This window comes from Streptomyces sp. NBC_01465, from assembly GCF_036227325.1.
Classification (GTDB): domain Bacteria; phylum Actinomycetota; class Actinomycetes; order Streptomycetales; family Streptomycetaceae; genus Streptomyces.
On the sequence record NZ_CP109467.1, the window covers coordinates 8,151,398 to 8,167,642 of the forward strand.

The 16,245-nt window shown below is 69.0% G+C and carries 13 protein-coding genes and 2 pseudogenes; 8 read left to right on the plus strand and 7 right to left on the minus strand.

Going from position 1 to position 16,245, the window contains the following annotated elements; translation table 11 throughout:
- Positions 1 to 15 precede the first annotated feature (15 nt).
- Together OG707_RS37775 and OG707_RS37780 are read right to left on the minus strand one after the other, a co-directional pair.
- Positions 16 to 669, minus strand: a complete 654-nt coding sequence (locus OG707_RS37775; protein WP_329126392.1) for a YceI family protein — start codon at positions 667 to 669, stop codon at positions 16 to 18.
- 174 nt (positions 670 to 843) lie between these two features.
- Complete coding sequence (locus tag OG707_RS37780) at positions 844 to 972, minus strand: LPFR motif small protein (protein WP_329126393.1); 129 nt, start codon at positions 970 to 972, stop codon at positions 844 to 846.
- Between the two features lie 219 nt (positions 973 to 1,191).
- On the opposite strand from OG707_RS37780, the gene OG707_RS37785 reads away from it, so the two are divergent.
- Positions 1,192 to 2,652, plus strand: coding sequence for a catalase (locus OG707_RS37785; RefSeq protein ID WP_329126394.1), 1,461 nt, complete (start codon positions 1,192 to 1,194; stop codon positions 2,650 to 2,652).
- A 698-nt stretch (positions 2,653 to 3,350) separates the two neighbouring features.
- Positions 3,351 to 3,980 carry an alpha-ketoglutarate-dependent dioxygenase AlkB gene (locus OG707_RS37790; RefSeq protein ID WP_329126395.1) on the plus strand — a complete coding sequence of 210 codons (630 nt, stop codon included), beginning with the start codon at positions 3,351 to 3,353 and terminating at the stop codon, positions 3,978 to 3,980.
- Between the two features lie 81 nt (positions 3,981 to 4,061).
- Here OG707_RS37790 and OG707_RS37795 read toward each other — a convergent pair whose 3' ends face one another.
- A complete protein-coding gene (locus OG707_RS37795) occupies positions 4,062 to 6,884 on the minus strand; it encodes a M4 family metallopeptidase (RefSeq protein WP_329126396.1) in 2,823 nt (940 codons plus the stop codon).
- Positions 6,885 to 7,122: 238 nt separating this feature from the next.
- On the opposite strand from OG707_RS37795, the gene OG707_RS37800 reads away from it, so the two are divergent.
- Positions 7,123 to 8,139, plus strand: a complete 1,017-nt coding sequence (locus OG707_RS37800) for a helix-turn-helix transcriptional regulator (RefSeq protein ID WP_329126397.1) — start codon at positions 7,123 to 7,125, stop codon at positions 8,137 to 8,139.
- Positions 8,140 to 8,149: 10 nt separating this feature from the next.
- On the opposite strand, the gene OG707_RS37805 is transcribed toward OG707_RS37800, so the two are convergent.
- The 3 genes from OG707_RS37805 to OG707_RS37815 form a co-directional block, all read right to left on the minus strand.
- Positions 8,150 to 9,652: a hypothetical protein gene (locus tag OG707_RS37805; protein WP_329126398.1), complete on the minus strand. Its 1,503-nt coding sequence runs from the start codon at positions 9,650 to 9,652 to the stop codon at positions 8,150 to 8,152.
- Positions 9,653 to 9,833: 181 nt separating this feature from the next.
- Positions 9,834 to 11,819 (minus strand): lamin tail domain-containing protein, encoded by a 1,986-nt coding sequence (locus OG707_RS37810; protein WP_329126399.1) that lies wholly within the window; start codon positions 11,817 to 11,819, stop codon positions 9,834 to 9,836.
- Between the two features lie 100 nt (positions 11,820 to 11,919).
- Positions 11,920 to 12,789 carry a helix-turn-helix transcriptional regulator gene (locus tag OG707_RS37815; RefSeq protein ID WP_329126400.1) on the minus strand — a complete coding sequence of 290 codons (870 nt, stop codon included), beginning with the start codon at positions 12,787 to 12,789 and terminating at the stop codon, positions 11,920 to 11,922.
- A 138-nt stretch (positions 12,790 to 12,927) separates the two neighbouring features.
- Here OG707_RS37815 and OG707_RS37820 point away from each other — a divergent pair, with 138 nt between their 5' ends.
- Genes OG707_RS37820 through OG707_RS37830 form a run of 3 tightly spaced genes read left to right on the plus strand, consistent with a single transcriptional unit; the run spans position 12,928 to position 14,584 of the window.
- Positions 12,928 to 13,251 (plus strand): carboxymuconolactone decarboxylase family protein, encoded by a 324-nt coding sequence (locus OG707_RS37820; protein WP_329126401.1) that lies wholly within the window; start codon positions 12,928 to 12,930, stop codon positions 13,249 to 13,251.
- A 31-nt stretch (positions 13,252 to 13,282) separates the two neighbouring features.
- Positions 13,283 to 14,125 carry an SDR family oxidoreductase gene (locus OG707_RS37825; RefSeq protein WP_329126402.1) on the plus strand — a complete coding sequence of 281 codons (843 nt, stop codon included), beginning with the start codon at positions 13,283 to 13,285 and terminating at the stop codon, positions 14,123 to 14,125.
- Positions 14,126 to 14,164: 39 nt separating this feature from the next.
- A complete protein-coding gene (locus OG707_RS37830) occupies positions 14,165 to 14,584 on the plus strand; it encodes a (R)-mandelonitrile lyase (protein WP_329126403.1) in 420 nt (139 codons plus the stop codon).
- Between the two features lie 3 nt (positions 14,585 to 14,587).
- On the opposite strand, the pseudogene OG707_RS37835 reads toward OG707_RS37830, so the two are convergent.
- Positions 14,588 to 14,851 (minus strand): annotated as a pseudogene (locus OG707_RS37835) (MmyB family transcriptional regulator); the annotation flags it as partial.
- Position 14,852: 1 nt separating this feature from the next.
- On the opposite strand from OG707_RS37835, the pseudogene OG707_RS37840 reads away from it, so the two are divergent.
- Both OG707_RS37840 and OG707_RS37845 read left to right on the plus strand, forming a co-directional pair.
- Positions 14,853 to 15,290, plus strand: a pseudogene (locus OG707_RS37840) (aldo/keto reductase); the annotation flags it as partial.
- A gap of 119 nt (positions 15,291 to 15,409) precedes the next feature.
- The gene (locus OG707_RS37845; RefSeq protein ID WP_329126404.1) at positions 15,410 to 16,243 is read left to right on the plus strand and encodes a PIG-L family deacetylase; all 834 of its coding nucleotides are present in this window, start codon (positions 15,410 to 15,412) and stop codon (positions 16,241 to 16,243) included.
- The last annotated feature ends 2 nt before the right edge of the window (positions 16,244 to 16,245 follow it).

Sequence of the window (16,245 nt, forward strand, 5' to 3'; positions counted from 1 at the left end):
CCCGGGTCCGGGGCGCTATGCCCCGGGTGCGGCCCGGATCGCGGAGATGTCGAACTGGAGCCGGACCCTCTCGCTCACCATGGCGCCGCCCGCTTCCAGGCGCTGGTTGTAGACGAGGCCCCATTCGGTGCGGTCGATGGTCGTGGTCCCGTCGAAGCCGGTCCTCTCGAAGCCGAGCGGATCCACGACCGAACCCAGGTATTCGAGTTGAAGCTGGACGGGCCGGGTGATGCCGCGAATGCTCAGTTCCCCCGCCATACGGAAGGTTTCCCCGCCCTCGTAGACCGTGGACGTGCTGCGGAACACCATCTCCGGGTGGCGGCGCGCGTCGAAGAAGTCGGGCCCGACCAGGTGACCGTCCCGCTGTTCGACACCCGTGTCGACACTGGCGACCCGGATGACGATTTCGGCCCGCGAATCGGCGGGCCGTGCGCCGTCGAAGTACAGCGTGCTGTCGTAGTCGGCGAAGGCACCTCGCACCGTCGTCACCATCGCGTGCCGTACGGAGAATCCGATACGGCTGTGCGGGCGGTCGATGGTCCACTGCCCGGTCAGCGCGCGAAGCTTCGGGTCGAGTGAGGTACCGGCGCCCGCCGGAAACGGCGTACTGGGGCCGACGGCCGGTGTCGGCTCGAGGATCGCGGTCGGGCGACGGCTGAAGATGCCCATGGTGGTGTCGTCTCCTTCGGATGTGATTACTCCGTGCTATCACGCTGCCCGAAGTCGATACGTTGCGAGTTGGGAGGTCTCACCCGGTTTCCGTTGCCCTGACGGCAAAGAGACACAAGATCGACACGGATGTGGATGTACGAGGGGGTGGCCCGGCATCACTCACCGTCACAGTCAGTGGCGACCGTGTGCCGTGTCCGAGGCCCCGCCGAAGAGTCGGGCGACGGCACGGAAGGGGAGGGTGACGACGGTGGCGATGGCACCGCCGATGGAACGCAGTACGTCGGCTATGGCCCTGAACATGACGGATCCTCTCGTCGGGACTGCTCGGTTCCGGTCCCAGGGCGGGTGTCCTGGTGCGGGCCTCGCAAACACCACGAGTTGCCTGCGATTCCGAGGCATGCCACAAGCTGCGATCAAGGTCGTGCGGTGACACCGTGGGTGTGTTTGCCGAGGACGAAAGGGGTCAACCGATCCACGTGGACATGTGACCGGCTGCACGCCACGACGAAAGGCAGAGTCATGACCGAGGACATCTCACCGGCCACCACGACCGACTCCGGCGCCCCCGTGGAGAGCGACGAGCACTCGCTCACTGTCGGCGCGGGCGGCCCGATCCTGCTCCAGGACTCGTATCTGATCGAGCAGATGGCGCAGTTCAACAGGGAGCGCATCCCCGAGCGCCAGCCGCATGCCAAGGGCAGCGGCGCCTTCGGCCGATTCGAGGTCACCGGGGACGTCAGCGCCTACACCAAGGCCGCCTTGTTCCAGCCGGGCACCGGCACCGACCTGGTCATCCGCTTCTCGACGGTCGCGGGTGAGCGCGGCAGCCCGGACACCTGGCGCGACCCGCGCGGCTTCGCGGTGAAGTTCTACACCAGCGAAGGCAACTACGACATGGTCGGCAACAATACGCCGGTGTTCTTCATCAAGGACCCGATGAAGTTCCAGCACTTCATCCGGTCCCAGAAACGCCGCGCGGACAACAACCTGCGCGATCACGACATGCAGTGGGACTTCTGGACGCTCTCGCCGGAGTCCGCGCACCAGGTCACCTGGCTGATGGGCGACCGCGGCATCCCGCGCAGCTGGCGCCATATGAACGGCTACTCGTCCCACACGTATATGTGGATCAACGCCCAGGGCGAGCGCTTCTGGGTGAAGTACCACTTCAAGACCGACCAGGGGATCGAGTTCTTCACCCAGGACGAGGGCGACCAGATGTGCGCCGCCGACACCGATTACCACACGCGTGATCTCTTCGAGCACATCCGTGACGGCGAATTCCCGAGCTGGACGCTGCACGCGCAGATCATGCCGTACGAGGACGCGGCGACCTACCGGTTCAACCCGTTCGACCTCACCAAGGTCTGGCCGCACTCCGACTACCCGCTGACCGAGGTCGGTCGGATGACCCTGAACCGCAACCCCACCGACAACCACGCGGAGATCGAGCAGGCCGCCTTCCAGCCGAACAACCTGGTCCCCGGCATCGGGCCGAGCCCCGACCGCATGCTGCTGGGCAGGCTGTTCTCGTACGCCGACGCGCACCGTCACCGCATCGGCGGCAACTACCAGCAGCTCCCGGTCAACGCCCCGGTCGCGCCCGTCCACACGTACTCCAAGGACGGGGCGATGGCCTACCGCAAGACCACGGACCCGGTCTATGCACCGAATTCCAAGGGCGGCCCTGCGGCCGACACCGAGCGGTTCGGGAACCCGCCCAGCTGGTACGCGGACGGGGACATCACCCGCGCCGCCTACGTCGACCACGCCGAGGACGACGACTGGGGTCAGGCCGGAACCATGGTCCGCGAGGTCCTCGACGACGCCGCGCGCGACCGGCTCGTGGACAACGTCGTCGGTCATCTGCTCAACGGCGTGAGCGAGCCGGTCCTCGCCCGTGCCTTCGCCTACTGGTCGAACATCGACAAATCGATCGGGCAGCGCATCGAGCAGGGAGTGCGCGCGGACAAGGCCTGAGCGAGCCGGCCCGGCCCTGCTTGACCATGGAGGCGCGGTCGCTGTCGCCGCGCAGGACGGCGGATGCGGCGGCCTCGATCTGGTCAAGGGACATCCGGCCGCGCAACCGCAGGTGGCGGGCGTACCAGTTGGCCGCGGAGCCGGAGTCGGCGGTGGGGTTCACCGGGTCCGCGTCCACGGCGGCGGCCTTCTTCGCCGCTGTCTTCCCGGCGAATGTGCAGATGGCGTACGACTGGAGGCACCGGCCGGCGCCGCCTGAAGGCCGCCGCGCTCGCGAGACTGCCCCTCCAGATGCCACTGAACCTCTGGGCTCTGAAGGTGGGTCGCAACAGCGCTCCTTGAATTGTTCCGTCTGCGATGCATGGCATGTGAATCCGGGGGTACCAGAGCAAAGACCCGAGCTCGCCCGGCCACCCCCCCCGGCCGGCCGAGGCTCTCGGCCCCGCCAGCGCCCCCCCCTGCTGGTGGGGCCGAAGTCTGTTCGGCCCCAGGTAGCCGAAGAGGGCGGGCAGGGCCGAGGCCGACGTGCCCGCGAAGACGACGAGCAGCAGGCGCATCGGTCTGCGGCCCCAGCGGTCTTCATGGCCGCTCAGCCGCCTCGCGGGTCCCCGCGGCTCCCGCACTCAAACGTCACCCCGCACGTGCCGCTCGAACATGCCGAATAGGATGTGTGTTCGATTTATGGGTACGCTGGTGGCATGGCAATGCACCAGCTCCAGGGATCGCTTTTCGATCAGGGTGACGACGTGCGTCTGGGGACTCTGTCCGACATCCGCAGGACGGTTCTCGGCGAAGGAGCGTGGATCGATCTCCTGCCGGGATGGCTCCGTGGTGCCGATGCGCTGTACGCGCGGCTGGCCGCGGACGTCCCGTGGAAGAGCGAGCGGCGGCAGATGTACGACCGGGCCGTGGACGTACCGCGTCTGCTCGCCTTTTACCGCGCCGGTGAACCGCTGCCCGACACCGTCCTCGACGAGGCTAGACGCGCCCTGTCCGCGCACTACGCCCCCGAGCTCGGCGAAGCGTTCACGACAGCCGGGCTGTGCCACTACCGCGACGGGCGCGACAGCGTGGCCTGGCACGGCGACCGCATCGGACGGGGCGCCAGGGAGGACACGATGGTCGCCATCCTCTCCGTGGGGACACCTCGCGACCTGTTGCTCCGTCCACTCTGCGGCGGCGAGACCGTCCGGCGTCCGCTCGGCCATGGCGACCTGATCGTGATGGGCGGCTCCTGCCAGCGGACGTGGGAGCACGCCGTCCCCAAGACGACCAGGGCCGCCGGCGGCCGGATCAGTATCCAGTTCCGGCCGCAGGGTGTGCAGTGACCGGTCCTGCGGGGCCGTTCTGAAGCAGACGACGACATCGGCCCCCGGGCAAAAGTCCCGGGGGCCGATGTCAGAGCGAGGTCAGCAGTTGCCTGCGGGACGGTCCCGCTTCACGAGGTTCGTGTAGCCGGTGGTGCCGTCCAGCCACAGGACGCGCTTGCCCTCGTCCGCGGCGGCGTAGACCTGGTCGCCGCGGTTGCAGGACACCCGCTGCGGGCCGCCCTTGCCGTCGGGCGCCACCTGGAACAGCTTCGGCAGCGAGTCGTTGGCCCAGTCCGTGGCCGGCGTCTGGGTGGATACGGTGACCGCGTCGTCCGACGCCGTCAGTGAGTACGCGTACAGGGAGCCGGTGCCGGACTCGGGGGTGACGGTGACGGGGTTCTTGCCGTCGAAGTCCGCGCGGCGCACCGCGGCCTGGCCGGAGTCGGTGCCGTCGTTGTCCTCGATCCAGAAGACACCGTCGTCGGTCATGGCAGTCTGGCCGATGCCGACGTTGCCGTCGGTGACCGGCATCAGGGTCTTGGTGCCCGTGGCGGTGTCGAAGACCTCGACGCCGAGCTTGGGGCCGTCGGCCTCGTACCACAGCTTGGCGTAGGCGATCTTGCCGTCCTTGACGGAGGGCACGGCCGTGGAGATGTACGGCAGGCCCGGGTCGACCAGGGCCTTCTCACCGGTCTTCATGTTGATGTAGCGGACGTGCACGACGCCGGTGGTCGGGTCGATCACGGTGTAGGCGACGAGGTCGCCGTCGACCGTCAGGCCCGAGATGTCGGAGCCCTCGCCGCCGATGGTCTTGGTCATCCCACCGCTGACCGGACGGACCTTGATCGTGATGGCGCTGGCGCCGTACTCGGCCCACGCGACGGTCTTTCCGTCCGTGTCCGCGAACACGGCGTAGTCGCCGGTGTTGCCGCTCACCAGCTGCGGCGTGCCCTTGCCGTTGGTGTTTCCCATCCACACCGAGTACGGCTCACTGGCGTCCTCGTTGGTGCGGGAGACGGCGTACTTGCCGCCGCCCGCGCCGACGCCTGTGCCGGCCACATTGTCCTTGGCGAGCAGCGTGTCGGTGTCGACACCGAGCGCCTGCTCCCAGCCCGGCACGATGCCGTGGGCGGCGAAGGAGCGCTTCACGATGTTCAGTTGGGCCTTGGTGGCGCCCAGCTCCTGCGCGGCGGCGATGACCGCGGCGCGGCCCTCGGTGAAGCCGTCGAGCGGGGTCATGTACGCGGACAGGGCCCGGTAGACGATCTTGTCGGCGAGGTCGCCGCCGAGGTCCTGGCGCATGTCCCACAGCGCGCCGGAGAAGATCGTGGAGTTGAGGTGCACGCCGCCGTTGTCGCCGCGGTAGGTGACGCCGATGAAGTCCTTGGACGTGGTGTGACCGTCGTTGAGGTCGCGCAGGGCGCACTCGCGCGGGCCGAGCGTGGTGCACAGGTCCTCGCCGAGCAGGCCCGCGTCCGGGTCGTCCATCGAGATGTTGTTGGCCTCGAGGTCGATGGCGTTGCCGAAGTAGTCCGCGAGGGCCTCGTTCATGGTGCCGGACTGGCCCGCGTAGACCAGGTTCGCGGTGTGCTCGACGACTCCGTGCGTCATCTCGTGGCCGACGACGTCGGTGTCCGCGGAGAACGTGCGGTAGCCGTCGCCGCCCTGGCCGTACACCATCTTGGTGCCGTCCCAGAACGCGTTGTTGTACGGCTTTCCGTTCTGGACGACGCCGACCAGGGAGTTGATGTAGCCGTCCTTGCCGTCGAGACCGGCGCGGCCGAAGTGGTTCTTGTAGTAGTCGTAGACCTTGCCGGCCGCCCAGTGGGCGTCGACCGCACCGGAGTCGGTGAAGTCGGCGCCGAGGTCGGGCGTGGTCGACTGGAACGTCTTGATGCCGGAGGGCCAGTTGCCGGACGCGGAGGCGACCTCGCGGCCGCGGGCCTCGTAGGTGGACAGCATCGGGCCCTGGTACGGGGAGTCGGCCGACCGCTTGCTGTAGTCGATCATCTGGTAAATGCCCTTGGTGTCCTTGTACAGGTTCACCTCGGTCTTCTCGCCGTTGTAGCGAATGCCGGTGCCCTTGACGACCTGCTGGTCGGCGGCCGTGGTGGCGGCGTCGCCCGTCGCGCGCGCCTCGTCGGTGGCGCCGGTCGCGGTGCCCGTCGCGCCGAACGTCTGGATGCCGCTGTACTGCATCACCGGGAAGCCGGCATTCGCGTCGATGTACACCTCCTGCTGCACCGGCGAACCGTCGACCGGGCTGATGCCGGTGACCGTGATGTGCCGGGTGAGCACGCCTGCGCCCTGCGGGAGGATGGTGACGCCGGTGGCCGTGCCGGTGAGCTGCTGCCCGCCGGGCTTCTCGCCCTTGGCCGGCGCTTTCAGCAGGCCCTCGGAAAGCTGTGTGCCGACGGCGGCGACCGCACGCTCGATCGCGGTCTTCTCCGAGACCTTGGGCGTCACCGAGTCGAGCTTCAGGTCGGTGTAGTACTTGCCGGAGGTACCGGTGACGGAGCGCTTGCCGCTCTTCTTCTCCATACGGACGACGTACTCGCCGCCGAGGACCTGGACACCCTTGTACTTCTGCTGCAGACGGACGGTCTCCTTGCCGCCCTCGCTCTGCGTGCTGACGGTCGACAGGTCCTTCGAGGAGGTGTCCGCGATGTGGTAGCGGCTCTTCTTCGCCTTGAGGTGGCCACGCGCCGCATCGGCGGCGCTGCCGGTGGCGGCCACCTCCTCGTGCAGGTCGGTGACGAGCGACGGGGTGTCGGTCTCGGTGCCCGGCGTCACGTCGGACGCGGCGGCGGTGGTGTCCGTCGAGTCCGTGGCCGCCTGGGCCGCCGGTATCCCGGTCACCAGCAGGCCGGCGGCGGCGAGCAGGGCCGCAACACCCTGGCCGACGGCCCGGCGCCCGACCATGGGCACCCCTCCTGCTCTGGCTGCTCTCCTGCGCGCTGAATTCCGCACGGTGTTCCTCCGGTGCCACTGATGCATGAACGGATATCGGATACGGACATGCAAGTACCGGTGCGGGTGTGTGAACAATGCGTTCCGGGTGTGCACTTGAGCCTTTGTCCACTTCTCCGCGCCGACGGGCGGATCGCTCCGCGGCGTCGAGTAACTCCCGAGTAACGGCCTCTGACTAGCGTGCAAAGGCATGGGCATGGAACAGGCGGCCGAACAGTGGCGGGTCCTCGGACTCGGCGAGCGGGAACTCCTCGTTTACGAGGCGCTGTTGAATTCCGTCCGGTATGAGAGCCGGGCGGCACTCGCGCTGGACGTGAGCCTGACCGTCCCGCAGGTGACCGCAGCCCTTGACGCACTGGGCGAGCTCGGGTTCGCCCATCCGGCACCGGCTGGTGACAGCGGACTGCCGATCGCCGTCAGCCCGGCCACCGCCATCAGGAACCGGATCCACCTGCGGCGCGCGTACCTCCTCGGTGCCTCGTCGGAGCTCGAGGTGCTCACAGCCTCGGCGGACCGCCTGGCCTCTCAAGTCCTCGGCTCGGGGGCGGATCCGCAGAACGTGGGTATCGAGACCGTACGGGGCCGAGGGGCGATATCGGAGCGGGTGACTGCGCTTCTCGCGTCGGCGCAGAGTGAGGTCAACCTGCTCGACCGGCCGCCCTACGCCTCGACCGCAGCGGGCGGGAAGCCGGCGCCGCTCGCCGTCACGGACCTTGTCCAGCGGGGCGTGCGGGTGCGGGTGGTGGTCGACCGGGCGGGCCTGGACTTCCCCGGCCGTGCGCGCGGACTGGGAGAACTGGCGGAACAGGGCGTGGAGATACGCCTGGCACCCAACCTGCCGACCAAACTCATCACCGTCGACCGTCAGATCACGCTGCTCCCGCCCACCGACGCCGCCGACCCGACGGGCGCTGCCATGGTCGTCAAGGACGCGCTGCTGGGCAACGCGCTGATGCCGCTCTTCGAGGAGGTCTGGCAGCGTGCTCTGCCGATCGGTCTCGGCGAGACCGGGACCGTGACGGAGGAGGACAAGGAACTCCTGACCATGCTGGCGTCGGGCCTGAAGGACGAGGCCATCGCCCGGCGCCTCGACGTACACGTACGCACGGTCCGTCGAAGGATCACCAGCCTGATGGCGAGCCTGAACGCCGACACCCGTTTCCAGGCGGGCATTCAGGCGGTGCGGAAGGGCTGGCTGCCCGCCTGAATGGTGGAAGCTACAGCAGGCCGCCCAACGGCAGGGAACGTTCGGCCAGTTGTCCGCGGAGTTTGTCTCCGTCGACGTCGGCCTCGGCCAGCCAGTCGGCAGCGATCAGCAGATCGGCATGCTCGCCCACCTCAGCAGGGGGCAGCGTGCAGAACGCGGCGACCGCGTCCAGCGGCAGCCCGTTGTCCTCGGCAGTGCCGAGGCGCCCGTCCGGGCGGGTGTGAACGGCGGTATAGAGGGCCAGGAGCCGGGTGGCGGCGCCCAGTTTCTTCTTCCGGATCTTCCGGTCGCCCACCACCTTCTGTGCCCAGCCGGAGATGCGGGCCCGGTTGGTCTTGCCGATGGACAGTTCGGTGGGGCTTCCGGGGAGCAGCAGAGGGACCGTGACCACGGCGGGTTCCTCGGGCCGGGAGGCCAGCGCCTCCGGGATGGTGCCGGGGAGCTGCAGCCAGCCGGACGTGACAAGGCGTTCCAGTACATCCTCGGTGTCGCCGAGCAGCCAGCCGGTGAGATCCTGGCCGGTCACGTTCCCCGCCCCGGTACGGGCGGCCCGCAAGGTGAACAGGAGCGTGGCCAGGCGCATTTCGGCGTCGGGGTACGGGGCGTGCTCCTGCACGTGGGCGAGCACCTCGCGCGCGCGCACCGCCTGCCCCCGGGTCAGCAGCCGTTCCACCGCCGGTGCGCCTCCACCCGTACCGTCCGCGGACTGCCCGGTGCGCTGGAAGTGCATCTCCCGGGTGGTCAGGACCGCGCTCTCGGCCCGCTCCGCCTCCTGGCGCAGCGTGCGGTCCCCGGTGAGATCGGCCCACAGCGCGAACGCGCGGGCCTTGCGCTCATGGAGCGTGGCCAGACGCGCGAGATCGGGTTCGGCGCACTGCTGGTAGGCGCGGAACGCGTCGCCGAGCTCGATGAGTTCGTCCCGCAGCACTTCGGGCTGGAGGTCGGGCGGGACGATCCGCTGCGCGATCGTGCCCTGCCGCCTGGTCCTACGGGCAGCGGGCACCGGAACAGCAGCGGAGGGGGCGGGCTGCTGGTCCGAGAACAGGGGCGCCGCACTGGAGGCGGCCTCCGCTGTCCCGTGGTCGCCCTGGGAGGGAACAGGCGTGGGGCGGCTGGGCGGTGGCGCGGTGTCCAGGACGCGGCAGCCGGGGACGGCGGCCGCGCAGCTCGCGCACATCTCCGCGATCCGCCACAGCCGTCCGGCCCGGTCCGCGTACACCGCGAGGACCACCGGGCCGCCGCAGCGTCCCGTCGCAGGCCGATTTCGTGGGCGCGTGTCCGGGGCGGGGGTGTGCCACGCGCAGTCGGCGGCGCGGCAGCTGCACCACGCCTCGCCTCGCGGGCCACCACCCGTACGGATGTGTGCCAGATGGGAGTTGACGTGTCCGACCGCGGCCTTGCGTCCCTCGCCCGTTTGCGGGAAGTGCTGGTCGGCACAGGCCGGGCGGGAGCAGGTGAGCCGGACCGTGCCGGCGGAGAGACGGCCGTACGGGTCCAGGCGCACTGTCCACACGCGCCCTGCTACCCGCTCCTCCTGCGTTTGTGACTCGGCCACCATGCACGTACTCCCCGCGTTGCTCGTTCCGTTACTCCGTGCGATCTCCATCATCGGGGATGATGCCCGGTCCGCAGGCCGGTACGGACAGGAATGGGGCGGCCCCTCGGGAGGGCCGCCCCATCAGTGGCAGGTGGGATCAGCAGGGGAAGGTGCCGCTGTAGAGCGCGTGTCCGTAGGAGGAACTTCCCGAGCCGAAGCCGTAGATGCCGTCGTCGCTCCAGACCGCTTCACGGAATCCGTTGACGCACGTCGAGGTCGGCGCGATCGCGAAGCCCTCCAGGTTGTCGGCCGGCATGACGGCCGGATTCGTGTAGGTCACGTCCGGGACGATCGCGCCGGAGGTGTTGACCTTCATGAACGTGTGCGTCTCACCGCAGGTGTTGTCGCAGGTCGCGACGAGACGCTGGGTGCCGGCGTCGAACGTCACGTCCATCACGGAGGCCTTGCCCGTGGCGATGGTGCCGAACGTGGTGAACGTGCCGTCCGAGTTCAGACCGTAGACGTGCAGCGAGCCGTCCCACTCCAGGCCGGCGAAGAACAGGCCCGACCCGTGCAGCGGGTAGTTCGCCGGGTTGTAGGCGGCACCGGTGAGCGGGTCCCTCCAGCCGTTCGTGGTCAGCCAGCTGTCCGGTACGTAACCGACGCCCTCGAAGCCCAGGTTGGCGTCGTCCTTGTCGCCGGTGTTGAGCTGCGGGAACTGCGAGGTCATGTCCCACTGGTGAACCGGCGTCAGCGTCGACCCCGTCGCCGCCGGGTCGAACTCCAGGATCGTGTCCTTAGGCGCCGTGTTCTTGGTGTTGTCGCGCTCGGAGGTGACGTAGAGGTGGCCGTTGCTGCCGATCGTCAGACCCTCGGAGTCCGGCTCGCCGGAGCCGCCCGCGAAGCGGAGCTGCTTTCCGGTCGCGCTCCAGGTCGCGTCCGGGATCCACTTGCCGTTGCTCTTGACCAGCTTGTAGAGCCAGTTCTTGTTCTTGGCGGCCCAGAGCACCGACGGGTTCGCCGGGTCGAAGGCCAGGCCGCTCAGATCCCGGCCTTCCGGGCCGGTGGACGTGGTGAATGCGCAGACGTTGTCCGCGATGGTGACGTCCAGGCCGCCCGGCCACGCCAGAGTGCCCGACGGGGTCGAACCCGTACCGGAAGCCGCTTCGGGGGTGCAGCCGCTGGTGAGCGAGCCTCCTCCGCCCAGGAGTTGGCCGGTCGGGGTACCACCGCCACCGGTTCCGCCTCCGGTGCTGCCCGAGCAGGAGTTCACACTGCCGAGCGTCGCGGTCGTGGCGGTCCGGAACGAGCCGGTGCCGTTGGAGCAGCGTTCGTCCGACGGCTTGGCGCCGTCGGTCGCCCAGGTCGCCGAGTCGACGGTGTTGCCGCTGCTGTCGAGGAGGGCGACCGCGTCGTTGTCGCCGAGACCGATGGTGGAGTTGAACGTGAGGTAGCCACCCGCGGGGATGCTGGTCGCGCTCGGCGAGGAGGACGAGACCGACACGGGGGAGTGGGAGGTGTCGCTGTCGACGTACTTCCACGACCCGACGCTGACCGTGCTCGTCCCGCCGTTGTAGAGCTCTACGGTGTCGGAGCCGTCCGAGGTGACCTCGTTGATCCGTATCCGGCTCGCGGCCGGGACCGACGACGGGCAGCCCGCGGCGTTCGCGGCGCCGAACGTGGACGCCGAAGTCGTCGTCACCCAGGCCCCGGTGCCGTCGCCGCCGCAACGGGCCATCGCGGGCTTCGCCTTGTCGGTCGCCCACTCGACGCGGTCGACCACGGTGCCGCCGGACGTGTAGATCACCACCTTGTCCGAATCACCCAGCCCCTTGGGCGAGTTGAAGGTGACGAAGCCCCCGGCCGGGATCGTGCCGGCGGACGGGCTGAACGTCTGGAGGGAGAAGCCGTCGTCGGACATCTTCCAGCCGCTGAGGCTCACTGCGGTCGACCCGGAGTTGTACAGCTCCACCGTGTCGTTGTTCGACGAAGTGACTTCGTTGATCCGGACGTTCGGGTAGCCGGCCGGGTCTGCGGCAGCCGCGGGCTGGGCGGCCAGCATCCCGGTGGCGAGTAGTCCTGAAAGCGTCAGAGCCGCGGCGCATACGGAAGCGACGCCGGAACGCGAGTGTGAGGTAGGCACGGGACAAGACTCTGGTGACACGATCTTGAAACGGCGTGTACTCCAGCTGAACGCAGCCTGCTGGCCGCCGGAACGCCAGGCGCGAGTCGCCGCCTTGCGGTCACTGGCTGGTGGAGGGGGTGTTCTCGGGGGCGGCCCAGCTGGCGAGGATGCGCAGCGCGTCGTGGTCGGGGGTGTGGGGCGGGGCGCTGTACGCGGTGAGGGTGACGCCCGGCTGGGCGGGCAGCTCCAGGGCGTCGAAGTCAAGGGTGATCTCGCCGACGGCGGGGTGGCGGAAGGATTTACGTCCGGTGTGGTGCAGTCGCACATTGTGCTTGGCCCACGCGGTGCGGAACTCCTCGCTGCGGGTGACCAGTTCACCGATCAGCCCGGTCAGCTCACTGTCGCCGGGGGCCCGGCCGGCCTCCGTACGCAACAGGGAGACAGTCGTGTTCACGGACTGATCCCAGTCCGGGAAGAAGTCGGGGCCGTCCGGGCTCAGGAACTGGAAACGGGCGATGTTGACCGGGCGCGGGACGTCGTCCGTGAACAGTGGTGAGTACAGGGCGCGGCCGAGGCGGTTGACGGCGAGGATGTCGAGACGGCCGTTGCGGATGAAGGCCGGGACGTCGGTCATGGAGTCGAGGATGCGCAGGACGCTGTCCGGCAGGGGACCGCGGGCGCGCTTGGTGCGGCGGGCGGGGCGTTTGGCGGCGGCGCGGGCCAGGTCGTAGAGGTGCGCGCGTTCGGCGTCGTCGAGCTGCAGCGCGTTCGCGACGGAGTCCAGGACCTCCTCCGAGGCGCCGGCGATGTGGCCGCGCTCCAGACGGACGTAGTAGTCGATGCTGACACCGGCGAGCAGGGCGACTTCCTCGCGGCGCAGGCCCGGCACGCGCCGGTTGCCGCCGTACGCGGGCAGCCCGGCCTGGCGCGGGGTGATCTTGGCGCGGCGCGAGGCCAGGAATGCGCGGATGTCGCTCTCGGTACTCACGCATTCCAGGCTAAGCCGGACTGCGCCCGGGTGGGGGGTCCTGTCAGTACCTGGCAGCCCAGGCCCTCCTCCACCTCACTGAGCTGCGGTTTCATCGATATCAGCTAGCCCACCCCGTCTGGATCGAGGAGTCGTCGTATGCCGAAGCAGGCCGCACCCCAGGAACTGGCCACCATTGCCCCGAAGCTCGTGGAACTCACCGACGAGGTTCTGTTCGCCGACGTCTGGGAGCGCCCCGGACTGTCCCCGCGCGACCGGAGCCTGGTCACCGTGAGCGTGCTGGCCTCCCTCTACCGCACCGAGCAGCTCGGCCACCACCTGGGCGTGGCCCTGGACAACGGCCTGAGCGTCGAGGAGCTGTCCGAGGCCATCACCCACCTCGCCTTCTACGCGGGCTGGCCGGGCGCCATGACGGCGATCAGTCGGCTCAAGAAGATCGCCGACGAGCGCAACGCCGTCTGAACCCCCTCCCCACACACGGAAGCAGCACCCCATGAGCAAGGTCTTTCTCATCACCGGCGCGGGCCGCGGCCTGGGCATCAACATCGCCCGGGAGGCCCTGGCCGCCGGCCACCGGGTCGCGGCCACCGCCCGCAACCCGCAGAAGGTCCTCGACGCCCTCGGCGGCGAACAGGACAACTTGCTGGCCCTGTCCCTCGACATCACCAGCCCGGACGCGGCCGCCGCCGCGGCGCAGGCCACCGTCGACCGGTTCGGCCGTATCGACGTACTGATCAACAACGCGGCCAGCTTCCAGGCCGGGTACTTCGAGGAGATCTCCGACGCCCAGATGCGCGCGCAGATCGAGACCAACCTCTTCGGACCGATGAACGTCACCCGCGCCGTGCTGCCCGCCATGCGCGCCCGCCGCTCGGGCCATGTCGTCACGATCTCCTCGCTGGCCGGCGTGATCGGCCAGGAGTTCTGCGTCGCCTACGCAGCCGCCAAGTTCGGCGTCGAGGGCTGGATGGAGTCCCTGCGCCACGACATCGAGCCGTACGGCATCCGCACCACGATCGTCGACCCCGGCTTCTTCCGCACCGAGCTCCTCGTGGACGCCTCCACCAGCTGGGCGGAGCTGTCGATCGACGACTACGCGGAGCGGACCGCCGAGACCAAGAAGATGTGGCAGTCGATGAACGGTCAGCAGGCCGGCGACCCCGACAAGCTCGCCGACGCGCTGCTGAAGGTCATCGACCTGGACGAGCCGCCGCTGCGTTTCGTCGCCGGTGACGACGCCGTCCCTGCCATCGAAGCCAAGGGCAGGGAGATCGCCGAGCAGGCCACTGCCTCGCGTGTCCTGGGCACCGGCCTCTCGCACCACGACGCAGCCTGAGACCCGGAAGCACACCCCCTACGTTCGAAGGAGCCCCCCATGGAATTCGTCAAGCCCCAGGCCACCGGCAAGGGACCCCAGGACTGGTTCAACGGTGACGTCTGGTTCGACGTCATTCACGCAGGCCAGGAGCCCTCCCGTATCCGCGCCAACATGGTGCGCTTCGCCCCCGGCGCCCGTACTGCCTGGCACCACCACGCTGTCGGCCAGACCCTCCACGTCGTCGCCGGCACCGCCCTGATCGGCACCCGCGACGGCACCGTCTACGAGGCCCACCCGGGCGAGACCGTCACCTGCCCGCCCGGCGAGGAGCACTGGCACGGCGCCACCGAGGAGCGGTTCATGCAGCACCTCGCCCTGTGGGAAGGCACCGCCCCCGACGACGACCGGCCCGAGACCACCTGGCTGGAGCACGTCACCGACGGGCAGTACGAGGCCGATCGCACCCGCGGCCGCTGACTCTCATCCGGCCGGCGCGGACGTGGACGCCGGCCGGGGTGCGGTCATGTCGAGGAGGAGCAGGGCGTCGTGGTCGGGGCTGCCGGGTTCGGCGGTGTAGACGCCGATGCGCTGACCGGGCGTCCCTTCCACGTGCAGGGACTGGGACGTGAGGGTGAGCGTTCCGACCTGAGGGTGCTGGAAGGTCTTGTGGGCGGGCTTGCGCCCGGTCACTTCGTAGCGCTCCCAAGGGCCCGCGAACTCGGGGCTCTTGAGGAGGAGTTCGCCCCCCGACCGCCTGATCGACCTGATCGTCAACAACGAGATCACCCCTGCGGTCAACCAGATCGAAACCCACCCCTTCTTCCAGCGCGCCGACTACCAGGCCCTGATGAACGAGCACGGCGTGCAGATCCAGTCCTGGGGCGGCTTCGCCGAAGGCAAGAACGACCTGTTCGCCAACCCGCTGCTCGCCGAGATCGGCAAGGAGTACGACAAGTCGGTCGCGCAGGTCGTGCTGCGCTGGCTGACCCAGCGCGGCGTCGTCGCCATCCCCAAGTCGGTGCGCGCCGAGCGAATGGCGGAGAACATCGACGTCTTCGACTTCGAGCTCACGGACGAGCAGATGGCACAGATCGCCACCCTCGACACCGGCAGCTCCCTGTTCTTCGACCACCACGACCCCGAAATGGTGACCCGGCTCGCCACACACCGCCTCGACGCCTGAAGGTCCGTCGGCCGCGGCGGGAACAGTCGGTCCGTCTGGCACTGTTGCACCGACCGGGGGTCCGGCGCCGTGCGCCGCCGCCCATTTGGTCACGACGTATTTCTGCAGGAGGACTCTTCATGGCTGACCGGCCTTTGACGCTCATGGCAGTGCACGCCCACCCCGACGACGAGGCCACCGGAACGGGAGGGGTCCTCGCGCGGTACGCGGCGGAAGGAATCCGCACGGTGCTCGTGACCTGTACCGACGGCGGATGTGGCGACGGACCGGGGGGTATCAAGCCGGGCGATCCCGGCCACGATCCGGCCGCCGTCGCCGTGATGCGCCGGGAGGAGCTCGAGGCGAGTTGTGGCGTACTGAAGATCAGCGATCTGGAGCTGCTGGACTATGCCGACTCCGGGATGATGGGCTGGGCGAGCAACGACGCCCCCGGATCCTTCTGGCAGACCCCCGTTGAGGAGGGCGCCGCCCGGCTCGCGGAACTCATGCGGCACTACCGGCCCGATGTGGTCGTCACCTATGACGAGAACGGTTTCTACGGACACCCCGACCACATCCAGGCCCACCGCATCACGATGGCAGCGGTGGAGATGACCGACCTGACACCGAAGGTGTACTGGACGACGATGCCCCGCTCGGGGATGCAGCGGTTCGGCGAGCTCATCCGCGAGTTTCACCCGGACATGCCGGAGCCGGACCCCGCCGAGGCCGAGGCCATGGCCAAGATCGGCCTCCCCGACGACGAGATCACCACGTGGGTGGACGCCACCGAATTCAGCGGCCAGAAGTTCGATGCCCTGGCCGCGCACGCCAGCCAGGGCGAGAACATCTTCTTCCTCAAGATGGGCAAGGAGCGGTTCGGCGAGTTCATGGGCACGGAGACCTTCGTACGAGTCCAGGACACCACCGGCGCGGCCCTGCCCGAGACTGACCTCTTCGCCGGCCTGCGCTGAAC

Bases quoted from the DNA above. Each gene is read 5' to 3' on its own strand.
- OG707_RS37790 (WP_329126395.1), top strand. From the start codon at position 3,351: ATGGCAATGCACCAGCTCCAGGGATCGCTTTTCGATCAGGGTGACGAC.
- OG707_RS37845 (WP_329126404.1), top strand. From the start codon at position 15,410: ATGGCTGACCGGCCTTTGACGCTCATGGCAGTGCACGCCCACCCCGAC.
- OG707_RS37785 (WP_329126394.1), top strand. From the start codon at position 1,192: ATGACCGAGGACATCTCACCGGCCACCACGACCGACTCCGGCGCCCCC.
- OG707_RS37830 (WP_329126403.1), top strand. From the start codon at position 14,165: ATGGAATTCGTCAAGCCCCAGGCCACCGGCAAGGGACCCCAGGACTGG.
- OG707_RS37800 (WP_329126397.1), top strand. From the start codon at position 7,123: ATGGGCATGGAACAGGCGGCCGAACAGTGGCGGGTCCTCGGACTCGGC.
- OG707_RS37775 (WP_329126392.1), bottom strand. From the start codon at position 669: ATGGGCATCTTCAGCCGTCGCCCGACCGCGATCCTCGAGCCGACACCG.
- OG707_RS37820 (WP_329126401.1), top strand. From the start codon at position 12,928: ATGCCGAAGCAGGCCGCACCCCAGGAACTGGCCACCATTGCCCCGAAG.
- OG707_RS37825 (WP_329126402.1), top strand. From the start codon at position 13,283: ATGAGCAAGGTCTTTCTCATCACCGGCGCGGGCCGCGGCCTGGGCATC.
- OG707_RS37795 (WP_329126396.1), bottom strand. From the start codon at position 6,884: ATGGTCGGGCGCCGGGCCGTCGGCCAGGGTGTTGCGGCCCTGCTCGCC.
- OG707_RS37780 (WP_329126393.1), bottom strand. From the start codon at position 972: ATGTTCAGGGCCATAGCCGACGTACTGCGTTCCATCGGCGGTGCCATC.